At 72.9% G+C, this 17,062-nt stretch carries 16 protein-coding genes; 8 read left to right on the top strand and 8 right to left on the bottom strand.

Annotated elements, in window-relative coordinates; translation table 11 throughout:
* Positions 1–164: 164 nt before the first annotated feature.
* Positions 165–2,195, bottom strand: coding sequence for a thioredoxin domain-containing protein (locus tag SAM23877_RS22705; protein ID WP_053136304.1), 2,031 nt, complete (start codon positions 2,193–2,195; stop codon positions 165–167).
* Between the two features lie 159 nt (positions 2,196–2,354).
* Here SAM23877_RS22705 and SAM23877_RS22700 point away from each other — a divergent pair, with 159 nt between their 5' ends.
* Positions 2,355–5,558, top strand: coding sequence for a tetratricopeptide repeat protein (locus SAM23877_RS22700; RefSeq protein WP_053136301.1), 3,204 nt, complete (start codon positions 2,355–2,357; stop codon positions 5,556–5,558).
* Between the two features lie 301 nt (positions 5,559–5,859).
* Here SAM23877_RS22700 and SAM23877_RS22695 read toward each other — a convergent pair whose 3' ends face one another.
* Together SAM23877_RS22695 and mca are read right to left on the bottom strand one after the other, a co-directional pair.
* Positions 5,860–6,099, bottom strand: coding sequence for a hypothetical protein (locus SAM23877_RS22695; protein ID WP_174532243.1), 240 nt, complete (start codon positions 6,097–6,099; stop codon positions 5,860–5,862).
* Positions 6,092–6,952: a mycothiol conjugate amidase Mca gene (gene mca, locus SAM23877_RS22690; protein WP_053136294.1), complete on the bottom strand. Its 861-nt coding sequence runs from the start codon at positions 6,950–6,952 to the stop codon at positions 6,092–6,094. The genes SAM23877_RS22695 and mca overlap by 8 nt, the downstream gene beginning before the upstream one ends.
* Positions 6,953–7,152: 200 nt before the next feature.
* Between mca and SAM23877_RS22685 the strand changes: the two genes are divergently transcribed.
* Together SAM23877_RS22685 and greA are read left to right on the top strand one after the other, a co-directional pair.
* Positions 7,153–7,551, top strand: coding sequence for a DUF4307 domain-containing protein (locus tag SAM23877_RS22685; protein ID WP_053136291.1), 399 nt, complete (start codon positions 7,153–7,155; stop codon positions 7,549–7,551).
* 180 nt (positions 7,552–7,731) lie between these two features.
* Positions 7,732–8,229 (top strand): transcription elongation factor GreA, encoded by a 498-nt coding sequence (gene greA / locus SAM23877_RS22680; RefSeq protein ID WP_053136288.1) that lies wholly within the window; start codon positions 7,732–7,734, stop codon positions 8,227–8,229.
* A 73-nt stretch (positions 8,230–8,302) separates the two neighbouring features.
* Here the strand turns inward: greA and SAM23877_RS22675 are convergent, their stop codons facing one another.
* The 3 genes from SAM23877_RS22675 to ilvA all read right to left on the bottom strand — a co-directional run bounded on the left by SAM23877_RS22675 (position 8,303) and on the right by ilvA (position 11,576).
* A complete protein-coding gene (locus SAM23877_RS22675) occupies positions 8,303–9,163 on the bottom strand; it encodes an ABC transporter permease (protein WP_053136286.1) in 861 nt (286 codons plus the stop codon).
* The gene (locus SAM23877_RS22670; RefSeq protein WP_053136283.1) at positions 9,160–10,176 is read right to left on the bottom strand and encodes an ATP-binding cassette domain-containing protein; all 1,017 of its coding nucleotides are present in this window, start codon (positions 10,174–10,176) and stop codon (positions 9,160–9,162) included. The genes SAM23877_RS22675 and SAM23877_RS22670 overlap by 4 nt, the downstream gene beginning before the upstream one ends.
* A 170-nt stretch (positions 10,177–10,346) precedes the next feature.
* Positions 10,347–11,576, bottom strand: coding sequence for a threonine ammonia-lyase (gene ilvA, locus SAM23877_RS22665; protein WP_053136280.1), 1,230 nt, complete (start codon positions 11,574–11,576; stop codon positions 10,347–10,349).
* Positions 11,577–11,738: 162 nt separating this feature from the next.
* Here ilvA and SAM23877_RS22660 point away from each other — a divergent pair, with 162 nt between their 5' ends.
* From SAM23877_RS22660 to SAM23877_RS22650, 3 genes are all read left to right on the top strand, one after another.
* A complete protein-coding gene (locus SAM23877_RS22660; protein WP_162492122.1) occupies positions 11,739–12,245 on the top strand; it encodes a MarR family winged helix-turn-helix transcriptional regulator in 507 nt (168 codons plus the stop codon).
* A gap of 160 nt (positions 12,246–12,405) precedes the next feature.
* Positions 12,406–12,915: a sigma factor-like helix-turn-helix DNA-binding protein gene (locus SAM23877_RS22655; protein ID WP_053136272.1), complete on the top strand. Its 510-nt coding sequence runs from the start codon at positions 12,406–12,408 to the stop codon at positions 12,913–12,915.
* Positions 12,916–12,991: 76 nt separating this feature from the next.
* A complete protein-coding gene (locus SAM23877_RS22650) occupies positions 12,992–13,249 on the top strand; it encodes a hypothetical protein (protein ID WP_053136269.1) in 258 nt (85 codons plus the stop codon).
* 19 nt (positions 13,250–13,268) lie between these two features.
* Here the strand turns inward: SAM23877_RS22650 and SAM23877_RS22645 are convergent, their stop codons facing one another.
* Positions 13,269–14,423, bottom strand: coding sequence for a cystathionine gamma-synthase (locus SAM23877_RS22645; protein ID WP_053136266.1), 1,155 nt, complete (start codon positions 14,421–14,423; stop codon positions 13,269–13,271).
* A gap of 97 nt (positions 14,424–14,520) precedes the next feature.
* Here SAM23877_RS22645 and SAM23877_RS22640 point away from each other — a divergent pair, with 97 nt between their 5' ends.
* Complete coding sequence (locus SAM23877_RS22640; protein WP_053136263.1) at positions 14,521–15,639, top strand: hypothetical protein; 1,119 nt, start codon at positions 14,521–14,523, stop codon at positions 15,637–15,639.
* Positions 15,640–15,690: 51 nt separating this feature from the next.
* On the opposite strand, the gene msrA is transcribed toward SAM23877_RS22640, so the two are convergent.
* A complete protein-coding gene (gene msrA, locus SAM23877_RS22635) occupies positions 15,691–16,203 on the bottom strand; it encodes a peptide-methionine (S)-S-oxide reductase MsrA (protein ID WP_053136260.1) in 513 nt (170 codons plus the stop codon).
* Positions 16,204–16,391: 188 nt separating this feature from the next.
* Here msrA and SAM23877_RS22630 point away from each other — a divergent pair, with 188 nt between their 5' ends.
* Positions 16,392–17,060, top strand: coding sequence for a HEAT repeat domain-containing protein (locus SAM23877_RS22630; RefSeq protein WP_053136257.1), 669 nt, complete (start codon positions 16,392–16,394; stop codon positions 17,058–17,060).
* The last annotated feature ends 2 nt before the right edge of the window (positions 17,061–17,062 follow it).

Raw genomic sequence — 17,062 nt, 5'->3', positions numbered from 1 at the left:
CGCGCCCGAAACCGGGCGGCCACTCCGCGTCACGGTGAAGAGGCTAGGGGTAATCCGTGAAACACATAAGGTGGTTGGGTGAAGAGCGTGTTTCCTCACAACGCGGACCGGGTCTGAACATTTCACCCATCGGTCCCGTTCCCATTGTTTCTCTTTATGTCGTTTCAGCTGTTCAGGCTGGCGCGCAGCCGTTCCGGATCGGTCGTCGGCGCGTCGCAGGTGAAGTTACGGCAGACGTACGCGGCCGGGGCGCCGTTCACCAGCGGCCGGTCGGCCAGCAGGGGGAATTCGTCGCTCCCCTCCGTGCCCACGGCGACGACGGCGCCCGGGGCCGTCCCCAGAAGTGCCGTGCGGTGCAGGCCCCTGGTCGCGCCGTCGTCCGGCGACGGTCCGACGACGGCCACTTCGCGCGGCCCGTCGAGCAGCGCCTCGGCGGCGGCCAGTCCCCAGCCGATGAACCGCGGCACCCGCGGACCGAGCGCCTTCACGACCCCCAGGGCGCGCTCGGCGGCGGTGCGGTGGGGCTCGGAGCCGGTGTGGGCGGCGTAGGACAGGAGGGCGCCGGCGGCGGCGCTCCAGCCGGACGGGGTGGCGTTGTCGGTGGGGTCCTGCGGGCGGCGGATCAGCTGCTCGGCGTCGGCCGCGGTGTCGTACAGGGAACCGGAGTCGTCGGCGAAGCGGGTGAGGACGTGGTCGAGCAGCAGCCCGGCGAAGTCCAGCCAGACGCCCTCCCCGGTCACCGACGCCAGCGCGAGGAAGCCCTCCGCCACGTCGGCGTAGTCCTCCAGCACCCCGGCGTGGGCGCCGGCCCGGCCGTCCTTGCTGGTACGGAAGAGCCGCCCGTGGTCGTCGAGGTGCAGCCGCACCAGCAGGTCCGCGGCGGCGACGGCGGCCTCCACCAGGTCGGGGCGCTCGAAGTAGGCGCCCGTCTCGGCGAGCGCGGCGACCGCCAGGCCGTTCCAGGCCGCGACCACCTTGTCGTCCCGGCCCGGGGCGGGGCGTCCGTCCCGGGCGGCCAGCAGCCGCTCCCGGATCGAGGCGATCCGCTCCGCCTCGAACACACCCTCCTGCTGCGGCAGTTGCAGCACCGAGGAGCCGTGCTCGAAGGTGCCCTCCTCGGTCACGCCGAAGTACTGGGCGGCGAGCGCGGCGTCGTCGGCGCCGAGCACCTCGGTGAGCCGCGCGGGCGTCCACACGTAGTAGGCGCCCTCGACGTGCCGGCCCGTCCCGTCGTCGCTGTCCGCGTCCAGCGCGGAGGCGAAGCCGCCCTCGGCGGTGCGCAGTTCCCGCACCATGAAGTCGGCGGTCTCCAGCGCGACCCGGCGGGCGAGCTCCGAGCCGGTGGCACGCCACAGGTGGGCGTAGACCCGGCACAGCAGGGCGTTGTCGTACAGCATCTTCTCGAAGTGGGGCACGACCCACTCGCGGTCCACGGAGTAGCGCGCGAAACCGCCGCCGAGCTGGTCGTAGATCCCGCCGCGCGCCATCCGCTCGCAGGTGTCCCGCGCCATCTGGAGCGCGCCCTCCGCGCCGGTGCGGGCGTGGTGGCGCAGCAGGAACTCGACCACCATGGACGGCGGGAACTTCGGCGCCCCGCCGAACCCGCCGCGCTGCGGGTCGTACTCCCGGGTGAGCCCGAGCAGCGCCTGCCCGAGCTCGGCCTCGCCGGGCGCCTGCGCGTCGCCGTAGGAGATCTCCCGCCCGGCGAGGTCCCGCACGATCTTCCCGGCGACGTCGGTCACCTCGTCCCGGCGCTCGGCCCAGGCCTGGTGGACGCCCTGGAGCACCTGCCGGAAGGACGGCATGCCGTGCCGGGGCTCGGGCGGGTAGTAGGTGCCGAAGTAGAAGGGCTCGGCGTCCGGGGTGAGGAACACGGTCATGGGCCAGCCGCCCTGTCCGGTCGCCGCCTGCACGGCCTCCATGTAGACGGCGTCCACGTCGGGCCGCTCCTCGCGGTCGACCTTGACGGACACGAAGTGCTCGTTCAGGTAGGCGGCGGTGGCCTCGTCCTCGAAGGACTCGTGGGCCATGACGTGACACCAGTGACAGGCGCTGTAGCCGACGCTCAGGAGGACCGGGACGTCGCGCCGCCGGGCCTCCTCGAACGCCTGGGGCTCCCACGGCCACCAGTCGACGGGGTTGTCCGCGTGCTGGAGGAGGTACGGGGACGTGGCCTGCGCGAGTCGATTGGGCATACCTCCATCTTGGCGCACCCGTCCGGGCCCCGCCCGTACGCCACGGGGGACCGCCGGCGGCATCCGGTGATCGTCGCCCCCTCGCGCCGACCCCCCGGTCCGAAGGACACTTGTGGACCAGGGAGTTGCCGACAGGGCTGCCGCCGGAGGGGACGCGACATGCGGGACGGACATCGGGCGGAGGCCGAGCGGCTGCTGCGGCAGGCCGTGGAGGAGGAGGTGCGGCGTTCGGGTGGCCGCACGGACGGGAACGTGCTGCTGTCCCGGGCGCGCGGGGCGCTCGACGCGATGGCGGGCGCCGCCGCCGAGGAGTACGCGGCCTACACGCACGCCGTCGACGAGGCCGAGGCGGGACACCTCACCTTCCGGCAGCGCTACGCCCGGGAGGGCGCCGGCACCCCCCTGCTGGTGGCGGGCGTGGCGGCGGTCGCCGCGGTGGTGGCCGACATGGCGCTCGGCACCGGGACGGGCACGGCGGTGGGCGCGGGCGTGGCCGTCGGCGTCGTCGGGGCCGCGACGACCGTCGTCAAGGTGGTCGGCTCCCATGTGCCGGCCGCCCATCACCGCGCCGGGGCCGTCAGTCAGCCTGGCGGGCCCGAGCAGTTGCGGTTGCAGTGGCTGACGGCGCTGGAGGTGCGCGGCATCCGGCCGTTCCTGGACCAGCAGCGCATGCTGGCCGCGTCCACCGCGCCGAAGAAGGCGGGGCCTAAGCTGCGGGGTGCCGACAAGAGCGCCGCGGCCCGGGGACGCAGCGCGCTGGAGCAGTCGTTCGCGCAACTCCCGGAACCGCAGGGCAGCTTCGCCGGCCGGCGGCAGGAGATGGCGCGGCTGCGGCAGTGGGTGCAGGCGGCCCGGGCGAGTACGGAGACGAAGCCGACGGTCGTGGTGCTCCACGGGGCGCCCGGCAGCGGCCGCACGACGCTCGCCGTGCGCGCCGCCCACGAGCTGCGGGACCACTTCCGCGGGGCCTGCGTGGTCGACCTGCGCGGGGACGGTCCGGGGTCGGACGGCGAGTCGCCGCTGAGCACCCGGGACGCCCTGCTGCACCTGCTGAACCGGCTGGGGGCGCCCCGTGAGCAACTGCTCTTCCGTGAGCGTTCCTCGGCGGACCAGCAGGTCAAGCGGCTCAGTGAGCTGTACCACCAGCATCTGACGGGCGTGCCGGTGACCGTCGTGCTGGACGACGCCTCGGACGCCGAGCAGGTGCGCACGCTGGTGCCGGAGCGGTCGGACAGCCTGGTGCTGGTCACCGCGCGCGAGGCGCTGGAGCTGCCGGCCGACCTGCCCGCCCGGACGTATCACCTGCCGGTGGAGGCGCTGGACGCGGCGGGCGCGGAGGAGTTGCTGGGAGCCGCCGCGCAGGACGCCTCGGGCCCCTACGACGCCGAGTCCGCCGATCTGGTCCGGCAGTTGTGCGGCGGACTGCCGCTGGCGCTGCGCATCGCGGGGTCGTCCCTGGGACCGCGCTCGCCGCGCGCCCTGGCGACCGACCTGGGCGCGTACGGGCCGGTGGAACCGGTCGAGCGGGTGCTGTGGCTGCGCTACACCGACCAGTCGGAGCCGGCCCGGCGGCTGCTGCGCCGGCTGGCGCTGGCGGGGCGCACCTCGCTGGGCAACCCGGCGGCGGCCGCGCTGCTGGCCACGGACGAGACGGAGGCGGCCCGGCAGTTGGAGGCGCTGGCCCGGGCGGGCCTGATCGACCGCGTCCGCGGCAGCCGCTTCCGGCTGCACGACTCGGTGCGCGCCTTCGCGCGGGCCCGGCTCGCCGACGAGGAGGAGCCGGGCGAGCGGGCGGCGGCGCAGGAGCGGCTGATCGCGAACTACGCCGAACTGGCCGACTCGGTGCTGCGCCTGATCGACGGCAACGTGTCGACCCGCTCCGACCGGTTCGGGCAGTACGGCTTCACGTCCCTGGACGAGGCGCTGCGCTGGCTGGACGACGAGTCCAGCTTCATCACGGCCGCGCTCAGACACGCGGAGGGGGTCGACCAGCGCGCGGTGCTGAACCTGCTGGGCGCGTTGTGCGACTACTGCCTGCTGCGCGGCGACCTGTACCGGCTGGGCGAGATCAGCGAGCTGGCGCAGTCCGTGGACCAGGGGCTGCTGGTGCGCTCGGTGCAGTGGCGCACCGGTATCGCGGCCCGGCAGCTCGGCGAGCTGGACAAGGCGCGGACGACGCTGACCTCCGTGGTCGACCTGTACCGGGAGGCGCACCACGACGCGGGGGCGGCGCGCGCCCTGTGCTCGCTGGGCATCACGCTGCACCACCAGGGCAACCTGACCGAGGCGGCGGCGAAGCTGCGGGAGGCGCTGGACCTCCAGGCCCCGCCCGAGCTGGACGCGGACCGGGCGTGGACGCTGCACGCGCTGGCGGCGGTGCAGCGGGACCGGGCCCGGCTCGCCGAGGCGCTGGAGCTGCTGACCGAGTCGCTGGTCCTGCACCGGGCGGGCGAGTCGGTGCACGGCCAGGCCTGGGCCCACTTCCAGCTCGGTCAGCTCCGCCTGCGCATGGGCGACGTGCTGGGCGCGGAGACGGACCTGCGCGCGGCGCTGGAGCTGTACGGCCGCACCCAGGACGCCCGCGGCGAGGCCTGGGCCCTGACCCAGCTGGCGCGGGCGCGGCTGATGGACGGCGACGCCGCCGAGGCGCTGGACGAACTGCGGCGCGCCGCGGCCCGGCACCGGGAGAACGAGGACGCGCGCGGCGAGGCGTGGACGGTCTACTACGTGGGCCAGGCGCTGGAGGAGACGGGCGCCCTGGACCAGTCGGTCCGCGAGCTGGAACGCTCCCGCACGATGTTCTCCCGGATGCGGGACGTGTACGGGCTGGCCTGCGCCCGGCACCACTCGGCGCGGGTGACCCGGGACCAGCGTGCCGCCCGGACGGGGTCGCTGCGCAACTCGGGCTTCGCCCGCCAGCTCCTGGTCGACGCGCGCGCCGACTTCCAGCGCATCGGCGTCGGCCACGGGGAGGCGTGGACCTGTCTGGAGCTGGCGGTGGTGGACGCGGGCAACGCCCGTACCCCGCAGGCACTGGCGCTGTGCGACGAGGCCGCGGCGCTGTTCGCGGCGTACGGCGACCGGCGGGGCGGCGACTGGGCCCGCTTCCTGCGCTGCACGCTGCTGCCGTACGCCGCTGCGGGTGGCGTGGAGGTGGGCACGGCGGTGGCGCAGGAGGAGCTGGCCCAGGTGGCACGGGACCGCCACCCGGCCCGGGACGGGAAGCTGGACGACTACGTGGAGGCGTACCGGCTCCTCCTGGAGCGGGGCGTGCAGCTGGAGGACGGCTGGCAGGGCTGGCGCCTGGGCATGGTGCCGAACCGCCAGGCCCGCGAGGTGATGGGGGTGACGGTCACGACGTAGGCGGGGGCGGTCCGGCTCCGGGCTCCGGGCTCCGGGCTCCGGGCTCCGGGCTCCGGGCTCCGGGCTCCGGGCTCCGGGCTCCAGCCAGGACGACACCGGGCCGCGGGCACGGCGAACTACGGCGGCACCAGGCGACCCCGGCCCGCGCCCGCGCCGGACGCCCGGACGGCGCCTGGCACCCGGGCCCACGCCGACACCAGGCAGCCGGCCTCACGCCGACGCCGGGGGCGCCCGGCCGTGCCGGACACGAAGACTCACGTCAGCGCCTGGCGCCCGGCCCGCGCCGGGCGCCAGGCGCGCGTCAGCCCTTCTGGGGCTCCACCCGGCCGGAGGCCTTCTCGGCCTCCGGGTCCGGTGCCTCCTTGAAGTCCACCTTGCCCATGTGCCGGCTCATGGACCGCATCAGGCCCCACACCGCCAGGGCCATCACCGCGAAGACGACGAAGCCGAGGACACCGGGGGTGACCTTGTCCTCGTCGAGTTCGGCGAGAGTGACGAGGTGCGTCATTGCCAGGCTTGCGCTTGCACTCATGTCAGGCATTGTCCCGGATGCCCGCGAAGAGGTCGTCCTCGGGGAGGGAGGTATCCACGAGCGACTTGGCGAGCTCGTACTCCTCGGTGGGCCAGACCTCCTTCTGGAGCTCCATCGGCACCCGGAACCAGCCCCCGTCGGGGTCGATCTGCGTCGCGTGCGCGATCAGCGCCTTGTCGCGGATCTCGAAGAAGTCGGCGCACGGCACGTGCGTGGTGAGCGTGCGCTCCTTGCGCTCGAACTCCGACCAGCGCTTGAGCCAGTCCCCGTAGGGGGACTCCAGGCCGCGCTCCAGCAGCGCGTTGTGCAGCGCCTCGGTGCGGGGGCGGTTGAAGCCCTGGTTGTAGTACACCTTCACCGGCTGGTACGCCGTTCCGTACTCCGCCTCCGGGTACTTCTCGGTGTCGGCCGCGCCCTCGAAGGCCACCATCGTGATCTTGTGGGTCATGATGTGGTCCGGGTGCGGGTAGCCGCCGTTCTCGTCGTAGGTGGTGATCACCTGGGGCCGGAAGGAGCGGATCTTGCGCACCAGCTCACCGGCCGCCTTGTCGACGTCCTCCAGGGCGAAGCAGCCCTCCGGCAGCGGCGGCAGCGGGTCGCCCTCGGGCAGCCCGGAGTCGACGAAGCCGAGCCACTCCTGCTTGACGCCCAGGATCTCCCGGGCCTCGTCCATCTCCTTCTTGCGCACCTCGTGGATGTGCTCCTCGATGTAGGCGTCGCCCTGGAGCTTGGGGTTGAGGATGGAGCCGCGCTCGCCGCCCGTGCAGGTCACCACCAGCACGTCCACCCCCTCGGACACGTACTTCGCCATGGTGGCCGCGCCCTTGCTCGACTCGTCGTCGGGGTGTGCGTGGACGGCCATCAGTCGCAGCTGGTCAGTCAAGACTCAATCCTCGGTCAGTCGGCGCCCGTGTACATCGGCGCATTCCAATAGGTGCCGTCCCGCAGGGGCGTCGTCGAGGGGCGGCGGTCGGGGGCGGTCGGGCGGCTTCTATAGTGACCGAATCGGGGGCGGAATAATTCCGGAGCCCGGCAGGTCCGGCTCCCGCCGAGAGGACGATCATGAGTACGGCGAGCACACGAACGCCCGAGAGCCGCTACGGCCGCTCCTCGGACGAACGGGCCGACCGCACCCTCAAGATCGTCGGCGCCGTGCTCGGTGCCGTTCTGCTCGCGGTGATCGGCTGGTTCGGCTACCACTACGTCGGCCAGAACAAGATCAGCGGTGAGCTGATCGGTTTCGAGCTCGCCGAGGACTCGGTGCAGGTGCACCTGGAGGTCCGCAAGGACGCCGGTGTGACCGGCTACTGCACCGTCCGCTCCCAGGCGGAGGACGGCGACGAGGTGGGCCGCGCCGACTTCCGCTTCGACGGGGACGACACGCGCATCGACCGGGTCGTCACCCTGCGGACGAAGGCCCCGGGCACGTCGGCCGAGCTGCTCGGCTGCCACGCGGGCTGACTCCGCGAGGCCCGCCCGCGCGAATCCACCATCGCTGACCTGCTGTGACAGGAATCTGGTGGCTTATGTCCTCCCCCTTTGGCCACTGAATTGTTAGGCTCGTGGTTTCGCCCTTCCGTGAAGGAACATCCTTCTGGGTAGGGCGTTGATTTGTATTCCCTGTACCAACGAGGAGCACCCGTGACCCAGACCAGCGAGAACGTCACCTGGCTGACCCAGGAGGCGTACAACAAGCTCAAGGAGGAGCTTGAATACCTTACTGGTCCCGCGCGCACCGAGATCTCTGCCAAGATCGCCGCGGCGCGCGAGGAGGGGGACCTGCGCGAGAACGGCGGGTACCACGCGGCGAAGGAGGAGCAGGGCAAGCAGGAGCTCCGAGTGCGCCAGCTGACCCAGCTGCTCGAGAGCGCCAAGGTGGGTGAGGCTCCGGCCGCGAACGGCTCGGTGGCCCCCGGCATGGTCGTCACGATCGCCTTCGACGGTGACGAGGACGACACGCTGACCTTCCTGCTCGCCTCGCGCGAGTACGCGAGCTCGGACATCGAGACCTACTCGCCGCAGTCCCCGCTGGGCTCGGGCGTCATCGGCCACAAGGTCGGCGAGGACGCGCAGTACGAGCTGCCCAACGGCAAGCCGGCCTCCGTGAAGATCCTGAAGGCCGAGCCCTACAACGGCTGACCGGCGGCCCGGCCGGCACCCCGGCCGACCGTCCCCGACGGCCCCCGGCGTCCTGGTGACGCCGGGGGCTTCGTCATGCGGAGGCCGACCGGTACTTGCGTACCGCCAGGGTCCGGAAGACCACGACGATCAGGACCGACCAGATCACCGAGGCCCAGACGGGATACTGCATGGGCCAGGCGTCGGACTGCACGACGCCCGGGTTGCCGAACAGCTCGCGGCAGGCCTGCACCGTGGCGCTGAAGGGGTTCCACTCGGCGATGTGCCGGAGCCAGGGGGTCATCTGGCTGGAGTCCACGAAGGCGTTCGAGACGAACGTCACCGGGAACAGCCAGATGATCCCTCCCGAGGTCGCCGCCTCCGGGGTGCGCACGGACAGGCCGATGAGCGCTCCGATCCAGGTGAAGGCGTAGCCCAGGAGGAGCAGCAGGGCGAAGCCGACCAGGATCCGCACCGCGTTGGTCGGCTCGGCGGAGCCGGTGCGCCAGCCCACGATCAGCGCGACGATCGCGAGTACGAGCAGCGTGATGGCCGTCTGCACGAGGTCGGCGACGGTGCGTCCGGTCAGCACCGCGCCACGGGCCATCGGCAGGGAGCGGAAGCGGTCGACGAGACCCTTCTGCATGTCGTCGGCGATGCCGGCCGCCGATCCGGCGGTGGCGAAGGTGACGGTCTGCGCGAAGATGCCCGCCATCAGGAAGTCCTTGTAGACGTCCGGGTCGGTGGTGTTCCCGATCTGCATCGAACCGCCGAAGACGTACGTGAACAGGATCACGAACATCACCGGCTGGACGACCCCGAACAGCACCATCTCGGGAATCCTGGTCATGCGGATCAGGTTCCGGCGGGCGATGACCAGGGAGTCCCGGACGGACTGTCCGATGGGGTGGGTGGTCGCCGTGACCTGCTCGGTGTCGGTGCTGACGGTGCTCACTTGGCGGCCTCCTCGCGGTCCGTGCGGCCGGCGTCGGCCGCCGGGTCCTGCTCTCCGTTCCCGGGGTTCTCGCTCTCCGCCACATGGCCGGTGAGGGAGAGGAAGACGTCGTCGAGGGTGGGGCGGCGCAGACCGATGTCGTCGATCTCGATGCCGCGGACGTCGAGTTCGCGGATGACCTCGGCGAGCAGCTTGGCGCCGCCGGTGACGGGGACGGTGAGCTTGCGGGTGTGCTCCTCGACGGTGGTGGGGCCCTTGCCGAAACCGGCGAGCACCTCGGCCGCTGTCGGCATGTGCCCCCGCTCGTGGACCACGACCTCGACGCGCTCGCCACCGGTACGGGCCTTGAGCTGGTCGGAGGTGCCGCGGGCGATGACGCGGCCGTGGTCGACGACCGCGATGTCGTGCGCGAGGTGGTCGGCCTCCTCCAGGTACTGCGTCGTCAGCAGCAGGGTGGTCCCGCCGGAGACGAGCTGCTTGATGACCTCCCACAGCTCCTGCCGGTTGCGCGGGTCGAGGCCGGTCGTCGGTTCGTCCATGAACATGACGGGTGGCGAGACGACCAGGGCGGCCGCCAGGTCGAGCCGGCGGCGCATGCCTCCCGAGTAGGTCTTCGTGGGGCGGTCGGCCGCATCCGTGAGGTGGAACTGGTCGAGCAGCTCGCGGGCCCGGACCTTCGCGGCCTTGGCGCGCATCTGGTAGAGCTGGCCCACCATCTGCAGGTTCTCCCGGCCGGTCAGGTACTCGTCGACCGCGGCGAACTGGCCGGAGAGGCCGATCGAGCGCCGCACCTCGTTGGGCTGCCTGAGCACGTCGATGCCCGCGACGACCGCCCTGCCGCTGTCGGGGCGGAGCAGGGTCGTCAGGCAGCGCACGGCCGTGGTCTTGCCCGCGCCGTTCGGCCCGAGCAGACCGAGGACCGTCCCCTCGGGAACGTCCAGGTCGACGCCGTCCAGAGCCCTTACGTCACCGAAGGACTTCACCAGGCCTTCGGCATAGATGGCGCCCGGCATATGAGTCTCCACGTCGTCGGGGATTCTTCGCACAGCCTAGGTTTGTACGTTTCGCCGCGCTCAGCGAGCGAATTACGACACACCATAACGCGATGTATCGCGTCCGCCCAGACGTGGGACCGAACTTCCCCGAACGAGTGAACGCCGAACCGCCGGCGGTCCTCGGGCCGTCAGCCGATGACGGGGTAACCCGCCTCGTGCAGCGCCCGGCCGACCTCGGCGCAGTGCTCCGGCCCCTTCGTCTCCAGGTGCAGCTCGACCTCCGCCTCCGTGAGCCCGAGCCGCGGATCGGTCCGCACGTGGCTCACGTCGAGGACGTTGGCGTCGACCACGGACAGCACGCCGAGCAGCGTGGCGAGCGCCCCCGGCCGGTCCGTCAGGCGCAGCCGGACCGCCAGGTAGCGGCCCTGCGCGGCCATGCCGTGCCGCAGCACGCCCTGCATCAGCACCGGGTCCACGTTGCCCCCGGACAGCACCGCCACCACGGGCCCCTCGAAGGCACCCGGGTCGCTCAGCAGGGCCGCCACCGGACTCGCCCCGGCCGGCTCCACGACCAGTTTGGCCCGCTCCAGGCAGAGCAGCAGGGCGGTGGACAGCTCGTCCTCGGAGACCGTACGGACCTCGTCCACCAGGTCGCCGACGATCCGGAACGGCACGTCGCCGGGCCGCCCCACCTTGATGCCGTCGGCCATCGTCGCCGGATGCTCGACGGCCACCGGCCGCCCGGCCGCCAGTGACGGCGGATACGCCGCCGCGCCCTCGGCCTGCACGCCCACGATCCGCACGTCCGGCCGCAGCGCCTTCACCGCGACCGCGATCCCGGCCGCCAGGCCTCCCCCGCCGATGCCGACCACGACGGTCCGCACCTCCGGGCACTGTTCCAGCACCTCCAGCCCGACCGTGCCCTGGCCCGCGATGACGTCCGGATGGTCGAAGGGGTGGATGAACATCGCGCCGGTCCGCTCCGCGTACTCCTGCGCGGCGGCCAGCGTCTCGTCGACCACCTGACCGTGCAGCCGCACCTCGGCGCCGTACTCCCGGGTCGCGCTGATCTTCGGCAGCGGGGCGCCCTTCGGCATGAATACCGTGGCGTGCACGCCGAGCAGCGACGAGGCCAGCGCCACGCCCTGCGCGTGGTTGCCCGCGCTCGCCGCGACGACACCGGCGGCCCGCTGCTCGGGCAGCAGCCCGGCGATCCTGACGTAGGCGCCGCGCAGCTTGAACGAACCCGTCCGCTGGAGGTTCTCGCACTTGAGGTGGACGGGCGCGCCGACCAGCTGGGACAGGTGCCTGCTGCCCTCCATCGCCGTCACCCGCGCCACGCCCGAGAGCATCTTCTGCGCTCCGCGCACGTCGTCGAGGGTGACGGGTCCGACGAGGGCGGCCGTGCTGTAGCTCATGCCTCCAGCATCGCAGTTCACGGGCGCCGGAGACCGTTGTGACCAACCTCCGAGACCCGCTTTGCCCAGCGCCGGTACGCCTCGCCGCCCGGCCGCGTACCCTGTCCCCCAATTAGCAGCCCTCCACGAAGTGAGCCCCCGGCCATGCCCACAACACCTGAAATGTCGATGGACATGACGACCGCCGGTGACACCGGTCTTCTCGAGACGCTCCAGCACGAGGTGGCGCTCTTCGCCCGCCGCGCCGAACAGACCCGGCTCGGCGGGGTCGGCCAGGTGCGCAACTCCATGGACCGCGCCGCCTATCTGCTGCTCAACCGCCTCGACAAAGAGGGCCCGATGGGCGTGAAGGCGCTCGCCGCGAGCATGGGGATCGACTCCTCGACGGTCACCCGGCAGGTGGCCCCGCTCGTCGACACCGGACTCGTCAAGCGGACCTCGCACCCCGAGGACGGCCGCGCGGTGGTGCTCCAGCTCTCCCCGCGCGGCGAGTCGCGGCTGGAGGAGGTCCGGTCCTCCCGGCGCCGGCTCATGGCCGAACTGACCCACGACTGGGCGCCCGAGGAGCGCGAGGCGTTCTGCACGCTCCTGTCGCGCTTCAACGGCGCCCTGTCCGCCCGTATGGCCCCGTCGGGTCCGGCGGGCCAGGAGGCGCCGACGGCCTCCTGAGGCGCCTCCCACCGGCTTCCCCGCCTCTCACCGCCTCTCACCGCCTCTCGGAAGCGGTTCGTACCGAACTCTTGACCGGCGTGCCGCCCCTGGCCTGATATGAGACCCAGGGGGTCGTCGTACGAGACTCGCGGTCGTCGCCCCCCGGGCGGGAGGCGCGGTGCGAGAACGGCAGGCCTCGCAGGGGGCCCGCCGGGCCCGGGAGTTCGAGGCGTTCGTCGCGGGCGCGGCAGGGCGGCTGTCGCATGCCGCCACCCTGCTCACGGCCGAGCCGCCGGCCGACAACCCGCGCGCGCGGCGCCTGCTGGCGCTGTCCCTCGCCCACACGTACGCGTACTGGGACCGGCTGCACGGCGAGGACCCGTACGACCGGGCCCGCCAGTACCTCGCCACCCGCTTCGCGCGCGAGGCCTGGCACCGGTACGGCGGCGGCCTCGGCCGGGCGCGCAGGCGTCCCGCCGGCCCGCTGAGCGGCCTCGCCCCGCAGGAGCGCCTGATCCTGGTGCTCAGGCTCTACGAGGGCGTCGCGGAGGAACAGGCGGCCGCGCTGCTGGGCCTGCCGGTGGAACGCGTCCGGACGATCTGCGACCGCGCGACGGCCACCCTGCTGCACCCGCCCGCCGGACCGGCCCACCCGGTGCCGGCGGAAGCGAAGGCGACGACGCCGTGACGGGCACGCGCGCGGCGCGGAGGGAGAGCGCCGTGACGGGCACGCGCGCGGGGCGGTGGGAGACCGGGAGGCACCCGTGAACCGCCCACAGCGTGAGGCCGCGGCGCGGCGGATCATGGAGCAGTCGCCCCCGCGGGTGCCGCCCGGGCTGTACGCGGACGCCGTGCGCCGGGGCGGCCGGATCCTGCGGCGCAGGACCGCCGCCCGCCGGCTGATGTGGCTGGTGCTGTGCGCGGCCGCCGTGGCCTTCGCGGTGTGGGCGCTGACCGTCCAGCCCTGGGTGGAGCCGCCGTCGGAGACGACCCCACCCGTGACGGGCTGGGAGGGCTGGTGAGCCCCCGGGGGGGGACGGCCTAGCCGAGCGCCTGCTGGAGGTCGGCGAGCAGGTCGTCGGCGTTCTCGATGCCGACCGACAGGCGCACCAGGTCGCCGGGCACCTCGAGGGCCGAGCCGGCCGCGGAGGCGTGCGTCATCCGGCCCGGGTGCTCGATCAGCGACTCGACGCCGCCCAGGGACTCGCCCAGCGTGAACACCCGCGCGCGGTTGCACACCTCGACGGCCGCCTCCTCGCCGCCCTCGACGCGGAAGGACACCATGCCGCCGAAGGCCTTCATCTGCTTGGCGGCGACCTCGTGGCCCGGGTGCTCCGGCAGCCCCGGGTACAGCACGCTCGTCACGCGCGCATGCCGGGTGAGCATGTCGGCGATCTTGCCGGCGTTCTCGCTGTGCCGGTCCATGCGGACCGCGAGCGTCTTGGTGCCGCGCAGGACCAGCCAGGAGTCGAAGGGCCCGGCGACGGCGCCCATCGCGTTCTGGTGGAACGCCAGCTCCTCCCCCAGCTCCTGGTCGCCCACGATCAGCGCACCGCCGACGACGTCGGAGTGTCCGCCCATGTACTTGGTCAGGGAGTGCACGACGACGTCCGCGCCGAGCGCCAGCGGCTGCTGCAGATACGGCGTGGCGAAGGTGTTGTCGACGACCAGCCGGGCCCCGGCGTCCCGGGCGACCTGGGCGACGGCGGCGATGTCGGTGATGCCGAGCAGCGGGTTGGAGGGCGTCTCCACCCACACGGCCTTGGTCTTCGGGGTGAGCGCGGCCCGCACGGCGGCGGGGTCGCTCGTGTCGGCCACCGACCACTCCACGCCCCACCGGGTGGCGACCTTGGCGAAGAGCCGGAAGGTGCCGCCGTACGCGTCGTTCGGGATCACCACGTGGTCACCGGGGCGCAGCAGCGTACGCAACAGGCAGTCCTCGGCCGCCAGTCCGGACGCGAAGGCGAGGCCGCGACGGCCGCCCTCCAGGGCGGCGAGGTTCTCCTCCAGGGCCGTGCGGGTCGGGTTGGCGCTGCGGCTGTACTCGTAGCCGCCGCGCAGACCGCCGACGCCGTCCTGCTTGTACGTCGACACCTGGTAGATCGGCGGGACCACCGCGCCGGTCTGGGGATCGGCGGTGTTGCCCGCGTGGATCGCGAGCGTCTCGAAGTGCTGACTGATGTGCCTGTCGCTCATGGGCACCGAGGGTAGCGGCGCGGACGCCTCCGCGCGTTTTCCACAGGGTCGGGGCGCAGGTTGGCCAATTGTCGGCACCGTCTGGTTCGCTGGAGACATGGAGATTCTCTGGGTGCTGATAGCGCTGGTCATGCTGGGCTTCGTGCTGCTCCAAATCTCGCGGCGCCGACGGAGCGCGGTCGGCCTGGTGCCTCCCGGCCACCCGGACGCGGCGGACCCCGCGAACTACGGCTTCGCCCGCGAGGAGGAGCTGGACATCCGCATGCCCGGCCCCGACCACGACCTCCTGGACGTCCTGGACCTGGTCCAGCGCACGCAGGACTACCGGGGAGCGCAGCAGCTCCTCGCCGGCACGGAGGCGGAGGGCGAGCGGCGCTGGCAGCGCGTGCAGGCCTTCGCGGGTGCCGCCTCCCTGGAGCTGACGCGGCGGCCGGGCGGTGCCGGCGAGACGCCGGGCGGCCAGTGGCTGCGGGTGTGGCGGGCGGAGGCCCCGAAGGACGCGGGCGGCGCGGCCGTGCACGCGGAGTTCCTGGTGCAGCAGGCGTGGCGGACGGCGACGCCCGGCACGGACGACTTCCGGATCATCATGGAGGAGGCCAGGGCGGCCTGCTCGGAGGCGGCGCTGCTCGCTCCCGGCGACCCGATCCCGTACATCGTCGAGCTGTCGGTGGCCCGCGGTCTCGGCTATCCGCGCGAGGAGTTCGAGCAGCTCTGGCTGAAGATCCTCGACCGCGCTCCGAACCACATGGGGGCGCACCTGGCCGCCCTGCACTACTGGTGCGAGAAGTGGCACGGCTCCCGGGACCTGGCGTACTCCTTCGCGGAGGCCGCCGCGGCCCGCGCGCCGCAGGGCTCACTCCTCGCGGCGATGCCCCTGTTCGCGGTCTTCGAGCACCTGCCCGAGGTCAATCTGGTCAGCGGCTTCTACCAGAGCGAGGTCGTCACCAAGGCGGTCCACGGCGCGCTGCACGCGGTCCACTCGGCCCGTCCCGAGGACCCGATGCAGGCACACGTCCGCCATCTGCTGGTCTTCTTCCTGGTCCGCGGCGAGCGCTGGGCCGAAGCCATGAACCAGATCGTCGTCATCGACGGCCACGTCGGCGCCCTCCCCTGGACCCTGTCCACCGATCCGGCCGCGGAGTTCGCGGTCTACCGCGCCCTGGCGGTCGCGGGCTACGAGGCGAACGGCGGCAGCCCGGCGACGCTCCCCCACTGACGGTGCCCCGGCGGGCGGCCCGGAGGAACGCCCGCCGGGCCGCCCCCGGTGTCAGCCCTCGGTCCGGGCGGGCAGCCGCCATCCCGGGCGCGGGAAGTGGCAGGTGTACCCCTCGGGGTAGCGCTGCAGGTAGTCCTGGTGCTCGGGCTCGGCCTCCCAGAAGGGACCGACCGGCTCCACCTCGGTGACGACCTTGCCGGGCCACAGACCGGAGGCGTCCACGTCCGCGATCGTGTCCTCGGCGATCCGCTTCTGCTCGTCGTCCACGTAGTAGATCGCCGAGCGGTAGCTGAGGCCGATGTCGTTGCCCTGGCGGTTCTTGGTGCTCGGGTCGTGGATCTGGAAGAAGAACTCCAGGAGCGTGCGGTAGTCGGTCCGCTCGGGGTCGAAGAGGATCTCGATGGCCTCCGCGTGCGTGCCGTGGTCGCGGTACGTCGCGTTCGGCACGTCTCCGCCGGTGTAACCGACCCGCGTCGCCGTCACGCCCGGAAGCCGGCGGATCAGCTCTTCCATCCCCCAGAAGCATCCGCCCGCCAGCACGGCCCTCTGTGTCTGCGCAGCCATTGCGGCCCTCCTATTCCTGTCAGCCGGGTCACTCGGGTTGCCCAGCACACGCCCGCACCCCGTCCGACCTTCGTCAACGCGTCGGACCTCCCGGTGATTCCGCGCCCGCCCGGCCGGCGAGGCGTTCGCCGGGGTTGACCTTGACACGGTGACAAGGCCTTCACTGTCTGCCAGGAGGTGGTTTCCCCATGACCACGACACTGGGCCCGGACGCGTCGCGAGCGCTGCGGGCCCTGGAGGACGACAGTCCGTCCGTGCGGCTGCGGGCGGCTCTGGCCGTCGGCACGGCCCCGGACCCACGTTTCGTCGGCACGCTCGTCGAGCGCTGCGCCGTCGAACCCGAGTTCTTCGTCCGCGACATGCTGACCTGGGCGCTCACCCGCCATCCGGTGTCCTCGACGCTCCCCGTGCTGCTCCGGGAGGTCGGATCCGAGCGGGCGCAGGCCCGGAGCCAGGCGCTGCACACCCTGTCCAAGATCGGGGACCGGCGGGCGTGGCCGGCGATCACCGGCGCCCTCCTGTCCGACGCCGACGACGAGGTGGCCCGCAGCGCCTGGCGGGCGGCCGTCGTGCTCGTGCCGGAGGGCGAGGAGGCCGCCCTGGCCTCGGCGCTGGCGACGCAGCTCGGGCGCGGCGATCGGGACACGCAGCGGAGTCTCAGCCGGGCACTGGTCGCGCTGGGCGAGGTCGTGCCGTCGGCTCTGCGGGCCGCGGCGACGGCGCGGGACGAGGGCGTCCGCGCGCACGCCCTCGCCACGGAACGGCTGCTGCGCGACCCGGACACCGGGTTCGAGGCCGCCATCGAGGAGGCGAAGCGCGTCGTGGCCCTCGGCGGTTCCGGCCCGGAGGGACGATAGGA

Source organism: Streptomyces ambofaciens ATCC 23877 (genome assembly GCF_001267885.1).
Classification (GTDB): domain Bacteria; phylum Actinomycetota; class Actinomycetes; order Streptomycetales; family Streptomycetaceae; genus Streptomyces; species Streptomyces ambofaciens.
This window is presented reverse-complemented; position numbering and strand designations above follow the sequence as displayed.